The following is a 14657-nucleotide window of genomic DNA, read 5'->3' on the forward strand; positions in this document are numbered from 1 at the left end:
CGGCGCCGTGAACGAGGCGGCCAGCCCCTCCGGTGCCGGCGATATCGCCGACCTCTATTCGCGGACCCTGCGGGAGCTCGCGCGGGATCCGGCCCATCAAGGCAGGCCCGCGAGCTTCGATGCCACGGCGCGCGGCGACAATCCGATGTGCGGCGACCGGGTGGACATCTATGTAAGCCTGGACGGCGAGCGTATCCGCGAAGCGCGCCACGTCGCGCGCGGCTGTGAGATCTGCCAAGCCAGCGCCTCGCTGCTGACGGCGCTGGTCCCCGGCATGACCCGCGCCGAGACCACCGACCTCGGCCGCCGCGCGGCCGGGATCGCGAAGACGGGGATCGGCGATGACAGCAATGATGGGCTTCGCCGCTTGTCTGTCTTCGCTGTCGTGCACAAGTTCCCCAGCAGGGTAAAATGCGTGACCCTGGCCTGGAATGCGCTGGACGCCGCCCTGGCCGGCGTCAAGGAGACGAGCAGTGAGTGAACCGGCCACCACGAACCATGGGAGTTGGACCCCCGAGGGCGAGATGCTCCCGCAGGTCACCGAGGAGGGCGTGATCGCCGCGATCAAGACCGTCTTCGATCCCGAGATTCCGGTCGACGTGTATGAGCTCGGCCTCATCTACGCCATCGAGTTCGACGATGCGGGGAAGGTGAAGGTCGAGATGACGCTGACCACCCCCTCCTGCCCCTCGGCGCAGGAGCTTCCCGGCATGACCGAAGAGGCCATCCGACAGGTGCCCGGCGTCACGGACTGCCAGGTCGAGATCGTCTGGGATCCGCCCTGGGACCAGTCGCGCATGAGCGAAGACGCGCGCCTCGCCCTCAACATGTACTGACAGGAGACACGCGATGAGCATCACCTCCGCCCCCAGCCCGCGGGTCAAGCGCGAACTGCCCCCACTGATGAGCGTCTCCGATGGCGCAGCCGAGCGCCTGCGCGCGCTCTACGCCAAGGCCGAGGCCGGCAAGCTCCTGCATATCGGCGTGAAGACGAAGGGCTGCTCCGGCCTCGCCTACGACCTCAGCTTCGTTGACACCCAGGCGCCCGGCGACGAGCGCGTGACCGACAAGGGCGTGACCATCCTCGTGGACCGCAAGGCCAGCCTCTACCTCATCGGCACGATGATGGACTACGAGGTCCGGGCGATGAGCGCGGGGTTCACCTTCGTGAACCCTAACGAGAAGGGCCGCTGCGGCTGCGGCGAGAGCTTCCACGTCTGACGTGAAGGCCGGTCCGGCTCAGTCCGGATCGGCGATGACCGCGCGCGGGCGCCGGCGCAGCAGGCCGTGGCGCGGCGAGCCCAGCAGGGCCAGGACGAAAAGCCCCGTCAACACCACCACGATCGAGCCCGCCGTCGAGGCATTCATCATGAAGCTCATCTGAATGCCGGCGATGACCGAGAGGCAGGCCGCCGTCACGGCCACCATCACCATATGGCCGAAGCGCACCGTCAGCAGAAGGCCGATCGCGCCCGGCGTGATCAGCAGCGCCACGACCAGGATGACGCCGACGGCCTGAACGGCGGCCACGATGCTGGCGGCCAGCACGACCAGCAGCAGCAGGCGCAGCCGCCCCACATTCAGGCCGATCGCGCGGGCCTGGCCCGGGTCGAAGCAATACAGCACCAGGTCCCGCCCGCGGATGGCCAGGATCAGCAGGGCCGCGGTCGTGATGCCCAGGACCTGCCAGAAATCCTCCTGCTCGATGCCCAGGATGCTCCCGAACAGCACATGCGAGAGATGTACGTTCGACCGCACCTGGGAGAGCATCACCAGGCCCAGGGCGAACATCCCGCTGAAGGCCACGCCCATGGCCGTGTCCTCCTTCACGCGGCTGAACTGCCGGATCGCGCCGGCGCCCAGCGCGCAGGCGAGGCCGGCCACGAAGGCCCCGAGCACCAGTGGGATGCCGAGGAGATAGGCGCCGACGACCCCGGGCAGGATGGCATGGCTGACCGCATCGCCCATGAGCGACCAACCCTTGAGCACGACGAAGCAGGAAAGGATCGCCGACAGCACGGCCACCAGCAACCCGACGACCAACGCCTGCTGCATGAAACCGTGCGTCCAGGGCTCGAGCAGCGCCGTCATGCGGAAAGCGTGCGCCGCACCGCCCGGCGGGAGGCCAGGATGCCGTGCCGGGGCGCAGCGACGAGCGCGACCAGGAAGATCAGCGCCTGGGACACGACGATGACGCCGCCCGTGGAGCCGTCCAGGAAGTAGCTGAGATAGGCGCCCAGCAGGCCGGTGCCCGCGCCGATCGCTGCGGCGATGGCCGTCATCCGGCCGAAGCGGTCTGTCAGCAGGTAGGCCGTGGCGCCGGGGATGACCAACATGCCGATTACCAACACCGCCCCCACCGCCTGCAGCCCGGCCACCGCCGTCGCGGCCAGAAGGGTGAGCAGGAGCAGCCGCATCGCGCCCGGGCTGCCGCCGATGGCGACCAGCTGCACCGGATCGAAGAGCGAGAGCATCAGGTCTCGGCCCTTCACGGCCAGCGCCAGGACCACCATCACCGAGATGATCGCCATCTGCAGGATGTCGAGGTCGGCGATGCCGAGCACGTTGCCGAAGAGGATGGTCTGCAGCCGCACGTTGGACGGGAAGAGCGAGAGCAGGAACAGGCCCGCGCCGAAGAAGCCGGTGAAGACCACGCCGATGACGGCATCCTCGCGCAGCGGCGTGCGGCCGCGCAGGCCGGCCATTGCCGCCGCCGCCAGCAGGCCGGAGGCGAAGGCGCCGATCGCGAAGGGAATGCCGCCCAGCCAGGCCAGCACCACCCCCGGCACCACCGCATGGCTCAACGCATCGCCCATGAGCGACCAGCCCTTGAGCACGACGTAGCAGGAGAGCAGCCCCGCCACGGCGCCGATCAGTGCCGCGATGGCCATCGCGCGCAACATGTAATCGTACTGGAAGGGGATCAGCAGCTCCTCGGCCATCAGGCGGGCTGTCCCTGGATTTCCCGCGGCGCGAGGCCCGGCCGCCGCAGGGCGCTGCCGAAGGCGAGGCGCAGGTTCTCCTCGGTGAAGGCCTCCGCGGTCGGGCCCGCCGCCACCACCGTCCGCTTCACCAGCACGACCCGGTCGCAGAAGGTCGGAATGCTGTCGAGGTCATGCGTGGAGACGAGGACGATGCCCCCTTCCCCGGCAAAAGCGCGCAGCAGGGCGATGATCGCCTGTTCCGTCGTCGCGTCGACGCCGGTGAAGGGCTCGTCCAGCAGCAGCAGCCGTGCGCCCTGCGCCAGGGCGCGTGCCAGGAAGACGCGCTTGCGCTGCCCGCCCGAGAGTTCGCCGATCTGCCGGTCGGCCAAGGTTTCGAGGCCGACCCGCGCCAACGCGGCCGTCACCGCCTCGCGGTCCGCCGCACGGGGAATACGCAGGATGTTCATGTGCCCGTAGCGGCCCATCATCACCACGTCGCGCACGCGCACAGGGAAGGTCCAGTCGACATCCTCACTCTGCGGCACATAAGCCACGCGATTGCGCCGCAGCGCTGCCTCGACCGGCTCGCCCGCGATGAGCACGCGCCCGGCGCTGGGGCGGGCAAGGCCCATGATGGCCTTGAACAGCGTGGACTTGCCGGCGCCGTTCACGCCCACCAGCCCGCAGACCGTGCCGGCGCCGAGACGAAAGCTCGCCTCGCGCAGCGCCGTGTGGCCGTTCGGATAGACGACGGTGAGATCCTCGACGGCGAGGTCGAACGGCCTCTCCGCCGCCATCAGCGGGAGGCCTGCTCGGCGCCGAAAGCCTGGAGGATGGTATCCGCATTGGCCTCAAGCAGCCGCAGATAGGTGGGCGCCGGCCCGTCGGCGGCGGTGAGGCTGTCCACATGCAGCACGCCGCCGAAGCGGGTCCGGGCCTCGCGCGCCACCTGTCGCATCGGCCGATCGTTGACCGTGCTCTCGCAGAAGACGGCGGGCGGGCGGCTGCGGCGCAGCTCGTCGATCAGCGCGCGCACCTGCCGCGGCGTGCCCTCCTCCTCGGCATTGATGGCCCAGAGATAGGCCTCGCGCAGGCCGTAGTCGCGGGTCAGGTAGCTGAAGGCGCCCTCGCAGGTGGCGAGGACGCGCCGCTCCTCCGGAATGGTGGCGAGGCGGGCCTGGAGCGTCGCGTCCAGGGCACGGATGCGCTCGGAATAGGCGGCCGCATTGGCGGCGAAAAGCTCGGCGCGCGCGGGGTCCAGCTCCGTCAGCGCCTTGCGGATATTCTCCACATAGGTCAGCGCGAGGCGCGGCGACATCCAGGCATGCGGGTTGGGCTGGTTCTGATAGGGCCCCTCGCCGATGCCGATGGGCGTTACGCCCTCGGTCAGCACCGCCTGGCGCACCTGGCCCACGCGGCTGAAGAAGCGCTCGAACCAGCGCTCCAGCCCCATGCCGTTCCAGAGCACGAGATCGGCGCCGCGCGCCCGGGCGACGTCCTGCGGCGTCGGGTCATAGTCGTGGATCTCGGCGCCCAGCCGGGTGAGGCTCTCCACGACGGCGCCCTCGCCCGCGACGTTCCGCGCCATGTCGGCCAGGACGGTGAAGGTCGCGACCACGCGCTTGGGGGCGCCAGGGGCCTGGGCGCGCGCCAGGCGCGGGCTGGCGATCCCGGTCAGAAGAGCGCCGAGCAGGACCCGGCGGGAAGCGAACGGCGCCATCACAGTCTCCTATCGCGCCGACCGAACAATCACGCCGCCGGATCACATTCGGGTGAGACAAGCACAATTTAGTTTGTGCTATATTTGGAAGCCGAAGGAAAGCCGTCAAGCGCCCTGGCCTGCCTCGCGCCAGGAAGCGCGGGCGCCGGGCACCCACATTCGCGACCATCCGGCGGTACCGAGCTCCAAACCAGGCGTGGCCGACAAAGCGCCCCCCGGGCCTTCACGCTTCCCGCTCTGCGTTCTAGCTTCCGACCGACCATTCGGTAGGAGGAATCGCGACTATGATGCTCAAGGACAAGGTTGCCGTCGTCACCGGTGCGGGTGGCGGCATCGGGCGTGAGATCGCCATCGCCATGGCCGAGGCCGGCGCGAAGGTCGTCATCAACGACATCGGCGCCTCGCTGGGCGGCGAGGGCTTCTCCGCCTCCCCGGCCGAGCAGACCAAGGCGATCATCGAGCAGAAGGGCGGCCAGGCCGTCATCAACACGGACAGCGTCTCCGAGTGGGACAACGCCAAGAAGATCATCCAGACCGCGATCGACGCCTTCGGCAAGATCGACATCGTGGTGAACAACGCGGGCATCCTGCGCGACCAGATCTTCCACCGCATGACGCCGGAAGAGTGGCTGTCGGTCATCAACGTGCACCTCAACGGCACGTTCTTCATGAGCCGCGCCGCCGCCGAGCATTTCCGCAAGCAGGAAAGCGGCAGCTTCGTCCACATCACCAGCACCTCGGGCCTCATCGGCAACTTCGGCCAGGCGAACTACTCGGCGGCCAAGCTCGGCATCGTCGCGCTGTCGAAGTCCATCGCGCTCGACATGAAGCGCTACAACGTGCGCTCCAACTGCCTGGCGCCCTTCGCCTGGTCGCGCATGACGAGCTCCATCCCGGCCGAGACGCCGGAGCAGAAGGCGCGCGTCGAGCGCATCATGCGCATGGGCCCGGAGAAGAACGCGCCGCTCGCGGTGTTCCTCGCCTCGGACGCCGCGAAGGAGGTCACCGGCCAGATCTTCGCGCCGCGCATGCATGAGCTGTTCCTGTTCAGCCAGAACCGTCCGATCCGCTCCGTGCACAGCGAGCCGGGCTGGACGCCGGAGAAGATTGCCGAGATCGCGCTGCCGGCCTTCCGCTCCAGCTTCGTGCCGATGGAACGCTCGGGTGACGTGTTCAGCTGGGATCCCGTCTGACGTGAGGCCCACGTCCGGGGCGCCGGGGCGCGTTTCGCCATGAGGGCGCTGCTCGCGCCCTCCAGCATCGCGCTCATCGGCGCCTCGGGCGACCCCGCGCGCCTCACGGCGCGCGCACAGATCTACCTGCGCAAGCACGGCTATGGCGGTGCCCTTCACCCGGTCAATCCGCGCGCGTCCGAAGTATTGGGCGAGCGCGCCTTTGCCCGGGTGGAGGACATCCCCGGCTCCATCGACTTCGCCTATATCTTGCTCGGCACCGGGCAGGTGGAATCGCAGATTGCCGCGGTCGCGGCCAAGGGCGCCAAGGTCGCCTGCATCCTGGCCGACGGCTTCGCCGAGGCCGGGCCCGAGGGCCAGGCGCTGCAGGACCGCTGCGTTGCCGCCGCGAAGGCCGCCGGCCTGCGGCTGCTCGGCCCCAATTCCATGGGCATCATCAATATCCCCGAGAAGATCGCGGCCAGCGTGAACGCGGCGCTGGAGGCGGAGACGCTGCCGCCCGGTCGCCTGGCGCTGGTCAGTCAGTCGGGCTCCATGCTCGGCGCGATCATGAGCCGCGGCGCCGCGCGCGGCCTGGGCTTCAGCCACCTGATCGCGACCGGCAACGAGGCCGATCTCACGGCCGGCGAGATCGCCGCCATGCTGGTCCAGGATCCGGGCGTGGATGCCGTGATGCTCTTCCTGGAGGCGATCCGCGCGCCCGAGCATTACGTCGAGGCCGCGCGCCTCGCCCATGCGGCCGGCAAGCCGCTCATCGCCTACAAGCTCGGCCGGTCGAGCTACGGCGCCGAGCTCGCGACGAGCCATACCGGCGCGCTGGCCGGCAGCGATGCCGCGGCCGAGGCCTTCTTCCGTGCCAACGGCATCCTGCGCGCGACCATGCTGGAGAGCTTCCTGGAGCTGCCGGCACTGGTGCTCGGCCGCAAGCCCCTCGCCCAGCCGCATCGCGCCGTCTCGGTCCTGACGACGACGGGCGGCGGCGGCGCCATGGTCGTGGACGCGCTGGGCGTGGCCGGCATCGAGGCGCGCGCGCCGGATGCCGCCGCGACCGAAAAGCTGCACGCCGTCGACATGCATCCGCATGGTCGGCTGCTCGACATGACGCTGGCCGGCACCAGGCCCGAGCGCATCGAGGCCGCCATCACCGCGCTGGCCGCCGCCGGCGATACGGATGCGGTCATCCCCGTCATCGGTTCCTCCGCCCAGTTCCGCCCCGCCGATGCGGTGGCCGGCATTCTGCGCGGCCGCGACGCGGTGGGCGCGGAGAAGCTTGTGGCGGCCTTCCTGGTTCCCCAGGCCGATGCCTCGCTGCGGCTGCTGGCCGAGGCCGGTATCCCCGCTTTCCGCACGCCAGAAAGCCTGGCCGACGCCCTGCGCGCCTATCTCGACTGGCGTGCGCCCGTCCCGGCCGACATCTCGATGCCGCCCTTCTTCGATCTGGCCGAAGCGCCCGACGAGGGCGATGCACGCGACCTCTTCGCCGCGCTGGGCCTCGCCACGCCCTATGCGCGGATGGGCGATGTCGCGGATGTTCCGGAGGGGATGAGCTACCCCGTCGCGTTGAAGATCCTGTCGCCCGATATCGCGCATAAGACCGAGGCCGGCGGCGTCGCGCTGAACCTCCCCGATGCGGAAGCTCTTGCCGAAGCCGCGGCGCGGATGGAAGCGCGCGTGAACGTCGCTGCCCCGGAAGCCCGGCTCACCGGCTTCCTCGTCCAGCCCATGTCGAGCGGCCTGTCCGAGGTGATCCTTGGCTTCCGGCGCGATGCCGAGGTCGGCCCCGTGGTGCTGCTCGGCGCCGGCGGCGTGCTGGCGGAACTGCACCGCGACGTGGCCCTGCGCCTCGCCCCCGTCGACGAGGCGGGCGCGCGCGAGATGATCGCCGAAGTCCGGGCGCTGCGCGTCATCGAGGGCTGGCGCGGCCTGCCGAAGGGCGATGTCGAGGCGCTGGTGAAGGCCATCGTCGCCGTCTCGCGCCTCGCGACCATGCCCGACATCGCCGAGGCAGAGGTCAATCCCCTGATGATTCACGAGAGCGGCGTCACCGTCGCCGATGCCTGGGTGGTACGCGCATGACCGATCCTCGTCCCCTGATCGAGGCCCGCTTCGGCCACCTCCCCTTCGAGCCGCCGGCCGATATCCCGCCCGCGCTGGCCGCGATCCTCGATCGGCGCGTGACGCGCCGCTACAAGCCCGACGCCATCCCGGAGCCGCTGCTCGCCACCGTGCTCGCCGCCGCGCAATCGGCGCCGAGCAAGAGCGACATGCAGCAGCTCTCCATCGTCGTGCTGGAGGACAAGGCCCGCATCGCCGCCATCGCCGACTGGATCGGCAGCATGCCCTGGATCAAGGACGCGCCCGTCCTGCTGATCTTCTGCGCCGATATCCGCCGCAACCGCGACATCACCGCCCGCGCCGGCCGCGAGCACGCGAACGACAACCTCGACACCCTGCTGAACGCGACGGTGGATTCCGCGCTGGCCCTGGGCATGACCATCGCGGCTGCCGAGGCTGCGGGCCTCGGCACCTGCCCCATCAGCTATGTGCGCAACCACCTGGAGAAAGTCGGGCCGCTGCTCTCGCTGCCCAAGGGCGTTTTCCCCATCGCGGGACTGACCCTGGGCTGGCCTTCCGCGCGCAACGAGCCCAGCGCGCGCCTGCCGCCCTCCGTGGTGATCCATCGCGACCGCTACTCGACCGAGGGCGAGGAAGCCGCCCTCGCCGCCTATGACGCGCGGCGCGAGAAGGCCAAACCGCGCTATCCGGAAGTGCATGGCTCGGCGCCGGAAGGCTGCAGCTGGACCGAGAACGTGGCCCGGCAGCTTTCCGTACCGGAGCGGGCGGGGTTCAGGACATGGCTCAGATCGCGTGGCTTCGCGCTTGACTGACCACGTGAAGCAACCCGCCGCCGCCCCGACGCAGGACGACAATCCCGGCGGCGCCGACCAGGGCGGCCGCCCGCCGAGGCGGGCCGTACGGCCCAAGGACGCGGCCAGCCTGATCCTCTGGAAGGATGGCCCGCGCGGCATCGAGATCCTGATGGGCCGGCGGCACCACAATCTGCGCTTCATGCCGGGCGTGCTGGTCTTCCCCGGCGGGCGCGTGGATCACGACGACCACCGCGCGCAGCCGATCAGCGCCCTTTCCGCCGAGACACGCCGCCTGCTGGAGATCAGCGGCACGCCGGCCCGCGCACGGGCGCTCGCCTATTGCGCGCTGCGCGAGCTGCATGAGGAGGCCGGCCTGGTGGTGGGCCGGATGGAGGGCGAAACGCTGCGCCCGGACTTCGCGCCGCTGAGCTATCTGACACGCGCGATCACGCCGGCCGATCGCCCGATGCGCTTCCACGCGCGCTTCCTGATCGCCGAGGCGCGCCACGCGACGGGCGAGATCCGCGGCTCGGGCGAGCTCGAGGAGATCCGCTTCTTCGCGCTGACGGAGCTGCACGCGCAGCCCGTGGCCAAGATCACTGCGATGATCCTCGAGGAATTCGAGGCTTGGCTGGCGACGCCGGCGGCGGAGCGCGTGCACCGCCAGTTCATCCGCATCCAGGGCCGCGATAGTCGCCTCCCTGAAAAAACCCCAGGGTCCAGGGCCAAAAGCCCTGGCAGGGGAGTTTGAGGGGGCAGAGCCCCCTCAATTAAGCTTCCAGACCTCGCCGTCCCTGGCCGCTGCGCCTTCTTCCTCCAGCATGAGGAGCTGCGCCAGCATGCTGCGCCCCGCTGCTGCGACGAGCTTTGGATCGAGCGGGCCGTAGACCGGCCCGACCAGCGCCTCGACCGTGGAGGGCCCACGATCGCGCAGGGCCGCGACGATGCGCTCTTCGCGCTTCTGCCGGTGCGCCGAAAGGCCATCCAGGAAGGGCATCGGGTCCGGCAGGCTCGGGCCATGGCCCGGGAGGTAGAGCGTGTCGATGCCCTCGCGCGCGCGGAGCTTCGCGATGCTGTCCATATAGGCGCGCATGCTGCCATCGGGCGGGCTGACGACGCTGGTGGACCAGGCCATCACGTGGTCGGCGCTGAAGAGGATGCCGGTGCCGTCCAATGCGAAGCAGAGATGGTTGCCACAATGGCCGGGCGTGAACAGCGACGTCACCGCACGGCCGCCGATCTCCGCCGTCTGGCCGTCGGCCAGGCGGATCTCGGGGACGAAGCTCTCGTCGCCGCCGACGCCAGGCGTCGCGTGCGGGCCGTAGCCGTAGGTCGTGGCGCCGGTGATCTCCTTCAGCGGCGCCACGCCGGGCGAATGGTCCCGATGCGTGTGCGAGACGACGATCTGTGTGATGGTCTCGCCGCGCGTGGCGTCCAGGATCGCGGCGAGATGCGCCTCGTTCACCGGCCCAGGATCGAGCACCGCGACGGAGCTGCCGGTGCCGATCAGATAGGTGTTGGTGCCGCGGAAGGTGAAGGCGCTCGGATTATCGCAGAGCAGGCGGCGCACGCCGGGGGCGATGGTCTCCACCTCGCCGGACACCAGCGCGTCCTCGCGCCGGAAGGGAATATTCAAGGCCTGGCTCCTGACTTCTTCTGCGCGGCGCGGATCATCTCGCGGCGCAGGATGTAGAGGGCGGCAAGAACGATCAAGCCCGCGCCCAGGAAGGTCGGCCAGCCGGGCTGCTCGCCGAAGAACAGCCAGCCGATGACCACGGCCCAGAGGATGCCCGTATAGGAATAGGCCCCGAGCGAGGAGACCTGCGCGCTGGCATAGGCTTCCGTCAACATCACCTGCGCCACGCCGCCCACGCCGCCGATAGCGATCAGCACCAGGAAGGTCTCCCACGAAGGCGTCGTCCAGACGAAAGGCAAGGCCAGGGCAGTGAGGGCCGTGGTCAACAGGGACTGCCAGATGACGATGGTGGTCGACCGCTCGGTCCCGGAAAGGGTGCGCACCAGCAGCGTGCTCGAGGCGGAGAAAAGGCCGTGGATGGTGGCGAGGCCCATGCCGATGGCGATCCACGGATCGACCTGCCCGCCGAAAGCCCCCTGCCCCAGCGCGATCACCAGCACGCCCACGAAGCCAAGGCCGACCGCGCTGAACCGGTGCACGCCCACTTTCTCGCCCAGGAAGGGGATGGCCAGCAGCGTCGCGAAGATGGGCGTGGTGTAGGTGAGCGCGGTCTGCTCCGCGAAGGGCAGCAGGGTCAGCGAGTAGAAGGAGCAGGCCATGGCCGCCGCGCCGGTCAGGGCGCGCAGCACATGGGCCGGCAGCCGCTTCGTCGCGAGCTGCGGATTGCCCATGCGCAGCACGATGGCCAGCACCACCGGCATCGCGAAGAGGCTGCGGAAGAACATGATCTCGAAAAAGTGGACGCGGTCGCCGATCAGCTTGATCAGCGCACCCATGATGGTGAAGAGCGCGGTCGCGGCCAGCATGAGCAGCGCGCCGCGGCGCGCGTCATGCCTCAGCGGCACGTTTCGCCCTTTCCTCGGCGCGGCGCACGCGCTCGCGATGAACGTTGTAAATGCCGGCGCAGATAACGATGGCCGCACCGCCGAGCGTGGTCCAAGCCGGGACCTCGCCGAAGATGACGAAGCCCAGGGCCAGGCCCCAGAGGAGCGGCGTGTATTCCAGCGGCGCGAGGGTCGCGACGCTCGCCAGCGCATAGCCGCGCGAGAAGAGCATATGCGCCACCGCGTTGGACGCGCCGAAGAAGCAGAGCAGCAGCACCAGGGTGAAGGACGGGAATAGGTTCGGCCCTCCCCCCACCTCCGGCCAGAAGATCGGGAAGGGCAGCACCGCGAGACCGAAGGGAATGTGGATGAGCATGAGCCAGAAGGCGATGGTGGTGGGGGTGTCGGTGGCGGCCAGCACGCGCGTCCAGATGCGGCTGACGGCCATGGCGCAGACCGCGACGAGCAGCAGCGCCGTCTCCCAGCGCCACAGGTCGCCCCCGGGCTGCAGCATGACCAGCACGCCGCAGAAGCCGACGAGACAGGAGGTCCAGCGCCGCCAGCCCACCTTTTCGCCGAGCATGGGAATGGCGAGCAGCGTCATCAGGAGCGGTGCGGCGGCCGCGACGGCATAGGAATCCGCGAGACGGTAGCCCCGGACCCAGACGACATACCAGATGATGGAGCTCGCGCAGTGCAGCGAGGAACGCAGCAAAATCAGCCGGAGATTGCGCGGCCAGAGGTTGCGCCCACGCGACATCAGCGCAACCGCCGTCGCCCCGGCACACCCACGCCACAGCAGCGCGCCGACAACGCCGATGGTCGGCAGGGCAAATTTCACCGCGACGTCGGCCAGCGTGATGATGACGAAGCCCGTCAGCGCGATGGTGAGGCCTCGGACAGCTGCCTCTCCGCTGGTCGACCGGCCCGGCGCTGCTTCAGCCAAGGACGGCCTCGGCCTGCATACAGATGGCGCCCGTGCCGTCACGCGTCTCGGCCACGGCGCGATCGCCCTCGACGCGCGCGAGCACGCTCAGCGGATTGTCGGCAAAGGCGGGGCGGCGGCCACGGAAGGCGAAGCGCTGCAGCCTAAGGCCGGGTGCCGCCTCCAGGATGGTCTGGGCCAGGAAGGTCGCCTGCAGCGGGCCGTGGACGACGAGGCCGGGATAGCCCTCCTCGCCCGTGGCATAGGGGCGGTCGTAATGGATGCGGTGGCCGTTGCCGGTCAGCGCGGAGTAGCGGAACAGCAGGAGGGCATCGGGCAGGAGATCCAGCCGCGCATCGGCCGCGAAGTCCGGCGCCGCCTCGCCCGCGCGCACGGCCGCGCCCTCGGCACCGCGATAGACGATGTCCTGCTCCTCATGCAGCACCGGGCCGGCGGCGCCGCTGACCTCGTGCCGCACCGTCACGAAGACCAGCCGGCCCGAGCCGCCCGACTTCTCGGAGACCGCGGTGATGGTCGAACGGCGGCGCACCACCTCGTCGGCGCGCAGGGCGTTGGAGGTGAATTCCAGCCTTCCGCCGGCCCACATGCGGCGCGGCAGGTCGTCGACGGGCGGCAAGAAGCCGCCGCGCTTCGGATGGCCGTCGGTCCCGACGCCGTCCGGCCGGCGCCAATCCTGGAAGAGCATCCAATGCCAGAGCGGCGGGATCTCTCCCTCGGGAACCGGCCGGTCGAGCGTGGCGGCCAGGCCGGCGACCAGGCGCGGGTCCAACCGATCCTCCTGGGTTTCGGTGCGGCCGACATAGTCCTGGTAGGTCATGGGTCCTCGCGTTGGAAAATCCGGTAGCCGGCGAAATCGGCCTTCAGGCGGTAGCGTTGCAGCGCCGCGGCGAAGCCCGGATCACGGCCGTAATATTCGAGGTAATCGAAGTCCCGGCCGCAGAAGGGGATGGACGTGTCACGCGCGACCATCAAGGCCTCCGGGGGCCGGTGTGCCATGCCCTGGGTGACGGCATCCCAGATCAGGCGCTCGCCCACGCCCATCTCGCTGGGTTCGCGGTAGCGCGCGCCGTTGGGCAGGCACGTCTCGTTCGCGGCCTGGACCAGCCAGTTGTTGAGAGTCGGCAGGGTCGAAAGCGCATGGGCATAGTTGATCGCCGGAAAGATCGGGTGGATGCCGGGCGCGAGGACGAGCACGCGCCCGCCCGGCGCATCCCTGCCGATCTCCGCCGCGATGACCCCGGGCCAGGAACCCTCGAACGAGACCGCCCGCCAGGTCTCGCCATTCAACAGCGCCTGGAGCGTGAAGAAGCCGGCGGTCAGGGCCGCGAAGCCCGGGGCGGCTCTGGCCGGCGTGCGGAGGTTCGCGTCCAGCCAGCGGCCCGTGAGCTGCGCCGCCAGCAGGCTGCCCAGCAGCTTGAACGGCATGGCGTGGTAGGTCCAACCGCGCATCTGGATGAGCGCCGCGGCCAGCGCCGCCAGCCCCGCAAGCGCCAGCACGGGGGCGAGCCCGCGCGGCCGGCGCAGGGCGATGGCGGCGGCCGGCAGCATGACCAGTATCGAAGGCGCCATCCGTTCGTTCGCCAGCACCCAGGTCAGCCCGCCCGAGCTGTGGTAGAACTCGACCGCCAGCGGCAGCGCGAATTGCGTGTAGGCAGGGAAGGCGAGCTGGATCATCGCGAGATAGGCGATCCAGACGACCGCCATGACCCAGGGCACCGGATCCCGGAAACCCGGCCGGCCCACCCGCCAGAGGACATAGAGCTCGACCAGGGCCGGGATGCCCAGGAAATGCGGCTTGAGCGCGAAGAAGCACGCGGCCAGCACGGCGACGCCGAGCGCCAGCGGGCGGGACGTCGCCACCCCTTCGGCCCGGCGCGTGGCCAGCATGAGATAGGGCAGCGAGGCCGCCAGCATGAGATGCTCGCGCTGGCCGAAATCATAGGCGACGGTGATCAGCAGCAGGGGCAGCCCCACCGCGACCGCGGCGGCCTCGATCGGCCCCTTCGGCAGGTCCCGCCAGAGCCGGAGCGCCAGCGTGGCGCCGATCGCGCAAAGCATCAGCACCGACCACAGGACCGACTGGATCGGCCCGATGCCGAACGCCTCTCCCAGCACGACGGCGCCGCGCGTGAGCATGAAGATGAGCGGCGGATTCATGTCTATGAGGTCGCGATAGAGGACCTCTCCGTTCCGCCAGCGCATGGCGAAGTCGAGCACCGCCGCCACGTCGTGGTTCATGGGCGGCGAGATCACCATCACCAGGAAGGCGAGGACCACGAGCCCGACCAGGATCGGGACCAGCGGCGGCAAGCCGAGGGCGGTTCGCCGTTGCGGTTCCGGATCGATGGAAGGGAGGCCGGGCAGTGTGCTCTGGTTCATTCGCTTAGGCTCGGCCTTTGCCTCGCACCTTAGCCCGTCCTGCGCTGCCATTGCGGCACTTTCCGGGCGATCTGCCCTGCTTCGGACGCAAGGATGACTTGCAGC

General features: G+C 69.8%; 16 protein-coding genes. 7 read left to right on the forward strand and 9 right to left on the reverse strand.

Annotated features, from left to right (window positions below; genetic code table 11):
* The first annotated feature begins 7 nt into the window (after nucleotides 1-7).
* From sufU to KHU32_RS12840, 3 genes are read left to right on the forward strand one after another with little or no spacing between them, the layout of a single operon-like run.
* On the forward strand, nucleotides 8-481 hold the full coding sequence (gene sufU / locus KHU32_RS12830; RefSeq protein ID WP_213670473.1) for a Fe-S cluster assembly sulfur transfer protein SufU: 474 nt from the start codon (nucleotides 8-10) through the stop codon (nucleotides 479-481).
* Between the two features lie 43 nt (nucleotides 482-524).
* Nucleotides 525-836, forward strand: coding sequence for an SUF system Fe-S cluster assembly protein (locus tag KHU32_RS12835; RefSeq protein ID WP_249681181.1), 312 nt, complete (start codon nucleotides 525-527; stop codon nucleotides 834-836).
* Between the two features lie 13 nt (nucleotides 837-849).
* Complete coding sequence (locus tag KHU32_RS12840; protein WP_213670475.1) at nucleotides 850-1221, forward strand: HesB/IscA family protein; 372 nt, start codon at nucleotides 850-852, stop codon at nucleotides 1219-1221.
* A gap of 18 nt (nucleotides 1222-1239) precedes the next feature.
* Here the strand turns inward: KHU32_RS12840 and KHU32_RS12845 are convergent, their stop codons facing one another.
* The 4 genes from KHU32_RS12845 to KHU32_RS12860 are packed head-to-tail and all read right to left on the reverse strand — an operon-like array spanning nucleotide 1240 to nucleotide 4644.
* Complete coding sequence (locus tag KHU32_RS12845) at nucleotides 1240-2091, reverse strand: metal ABC transporter permease (RefSeq protein WP_213670476.1); 852 nt, start codon at nucleotides 2089-2091, stop codon at nucleotides 1240-1242.
* Entirely contained in the window at nucleotides 2088-2942 is an 855-nt protein-coding gene (locus KHU32_RS12850) for a metal ABC transporter permease (protein WP_213670477.1), read from the reverse strand. The genes KHU32_RS12845 and KHU32_RS12850 overlap by 4 nt, the downstream gene beginning before the upstream one ends.
* The gene (locus KHU32_RS12855) at nucleotides 2942-3721 is read right to left on the reverse strand and encodes a metal ABC transporter ATP-binding protein (protein WP_213670478.1); all 780 of its coding nucleotides are present in this window, start codon (nucleotides 3719-3721) and stop codon (nucleotides 2942-2944) included. Before KHU32_RS12855 ends, KHU32_RS12850 begins: the two co-directional genes overlap by 1 nt.
* Nucleotides 3721-4644, reverse strand: coding sequence for a metal ABC transporter substrate-binding protein (locus tag KHU32_RS12860; RefSeq protein ID WP_213670479.1), 924 nt, complete (start codon nucleotides 4642-4644; stop codon nucleotides 3721-3723). Before KHU32_RS12860 ends, KHU32_RS12855 begins: the two co-directional genes overlap by 1 nt.
* 284 nt (nucleotides 4645-4928) lie before the next feature.
* Here KHU32_RS12860 and KHU32_RS12865 point away from each other — a divergent pair, with 284 nt between their 5' ends.
* Genes KHU32_RS12865 through KHU32_RS12880 form a run of 4 tightly spaced genes read left to right on the forward strand, consistent with a single transcriptional unit; the run spans nucleotide 4929 to nucleotide 9458 of the window.
* Nucleotides 4929-5837 carry an SDR family NAD(P)-dependent oxidoreductase gene (locus tag KHU32_RS12865; RefSeq protein ID WP_213670480.1) on the forward strand — a complete coding sequence of 303 codons (909 nt, stop codon included), beginning with the start codon at nucleotides 4929-4931 and terminating at the stop codon, nucleotides 5835-5837.
* 39 nt (nucleotides 5838-5876) lie between these two features.
* Nucleotides 5877-7913: an acetate--CoA ligase family protein gene (locus KHU32_RS12870; protein WP_213670481.1), complete on the forward strand. Its 2037-nt coding sequence runs from the start codon at nucleotides 5877-5879 to the stop codon at nucleotides 7911-7913.
* Entirely contained in the window at nucleotides 7910-8725 is an 816-nt protein-coding gene (locus tag KHU32_RS12875) for a nitroreductase family protein (protein ID WP_213670482.1), read from the forward strand. Before KHU32_RS12870 ends, KHU32_RS12875 begins: the two co-directional genes overlap by 4 nt.
* A 4-nt stretch (nucleotides 8726-8729) precedes the next feature.
* Entirely contained in the window at nucleotides 8730-9458 is a 729-nt protein-coding gene (locus KHU32_RS12880) for an NUDIX hydrolase (RefSeq protein WP_347265549.1), read from the forward strand.
* Nucleotides 9459-9473: 15 nt separating this feature from the next.
* On the opposite strand, the gene KHU32_RS12885 is transcribed toward KHU32_RS12880, so the two are convergent.
* Genes KHU32_RS12885 through KHU32_RS12905 form a run of 5 tightly spaced genes read right to left on the reverse strand, consistent with a single transcriptional unit; the run spans nucleotide 9474 to nucleotide 14552 of the window.
* On the reverse strand, nucleotides 9474-10343 hold the full coding sequence (locus KHU32_RS12885; RefSeq protein ID WP_213670484.1) for an MBL fold metallo-hydrolase: 870 nt from the start codon (nucleotides 10341-10343) through the stop codon (nucleotides 9474-9476).
* Nucleotides 10340-11248, reverse strand: coding sequence for a DMT family transporter (locus KHU32_RS12890; protein WP_213670485.1), 909 nt, complete (start codon nucleotides 11246-11248; stop codon nucleotides 10340-10342). The genes KHU32_RS12885 and KHU32_RS12890 overlap by 4 nt, the downstream gene beginning before the upstream one ends.
* Entirely contained in the window at nucleotides 11232-12173 is a 942-nt protein-coding gene (locus tag KHU32_RS12895) for a DMT family transporter (RefSeq protein WP_213670486.1), read from the reverse strand. The genes KHU32_RS12890 and KHU32_RS12895 overlap by 17 nt, the downstream gene beginning before the upstream one ends.
* Nucleotides 12166-12990: an FAS1-like dehydratase domain-containing protein gene (locus tag KHU32_RS12900; protein WP_213670487.1), complete on the reverse strand. Its 825-nt coding sequence runs from the start codon at nucleotides 12988-12990 to the stop codon at nucleotides 12166-12168. Before KHU32_RS12900 ends, KHU32_RS12895 begins: the two co-directional genes overlap by 8 nt.
* Nucleotides 12987-14552 carry a hypothetical protein gene (locus KHU32_RS12905; RefSeq protein ID WP_213670488.1) on the reverse strand — a complete coding sequence of 522 codons (1566 nt, stop codon included), beginning with the start codon at nucleotides 14550-14552 and terminating at the stop codon, nucleotides 12987-12989. Before KHU32_RS12905 ends, KHU32_RS12900 begins: the two co-directional genes overlap by 4 nt.
* Between the last annotated feature and the right edge of the window lie 105 nt (nucleotides 14553-14657).

The sequence above is a fragment of the Roseococcus pinisoli genome, assembly GCF_018413645.1.
GTDB classification, from domain to species: domain Bacteria; phylum Pseudomonadota; class Alphaproteobacteria; order Acetobacterales; family Acetobacteraceae; genus Roseococcus; species Roseococcus pinisoli.

Bases quoted from the DNA above. Each gene is read 5' to 3' on its own strand.
- KHU32_RS12870 (WP_213670481.1), top strand. From the start codon at position 5,877: ATGAGGGCGCTGCTCGCGCCCTCCAGCATCGCGCTCATCGGCGCCTCG.
- KHU32_RS12850 (WP_213670477.1), bottom strand. From the start codon at position 2,942: ATGGCCGAGGAGCTGCTGATCCCCTTCCAGTACGATTACATGTTGCGC.
- KHU32_RS12860 (WP_213670479.1), bottom strand. From the start codon at position 4,644: ATGGCGCCGTTCGCTTCCCGCCGGGTCCTGCTCGGCGCTCTTCTGACC.
- KHU32_RS12840 (WP_213670475.1), top strand. From the start codon at position 850: ATGAGCATCACCTCCGCCCCCAGCCCGCGGGTCAAGCGCGAACTGCCC.
- KHU32_RS12905 (WP_213670488.1), bottom strand. From the start codon at position 14,552: ATGAACCAGAGCACACTGCCCGGCCTCCCTTCCATCGATCCGGAACCG.
- KHU32_RS12900 (WP_213670487.1), bottom strand. From the start codon at position 12,990: ATGACCTACCAGGACTATGTCGGCCGCACCGAAACCCAGGAGGATCGG.
- KHU32_RS12835 (WP_249681181.1), top strand. From the start codon at position 525: ATGCTCCCGCAGGTCACCGAGGAGGGCGTGATCGCCGCGATCAAGACC.
- KHU32_RS12865 (WP_213670480.1), top strand. From the start codon at position 4,929: ATGATGCTCAAGGACAAGGTTGCCGTCGTCACCGGTGCGGGTGGCGGC.
- KHU32_RS12875 (WP_213670482.1), top strand. From the start codon at position 7,910: ATGACCGATCCTCGTCCCCTGATCGAGGCCCGCTTCGGCCACCTCCCC.
- KHU32_RS12845 (WP_213670476.1), bottom strand. From the start codon at position 2,091: ATGACGGCGCTGCTCGAGCCCTGGACGCACGGTTTCATGCAGCAGGCG.
- KHU32_RS12855 (WP_213670478.1), bottom strand. From the start codon at position 3,721: ATGGCGGCGGAGAGGCCGTTCGACCTCGCCGTCGAGGATCTCACCGTC.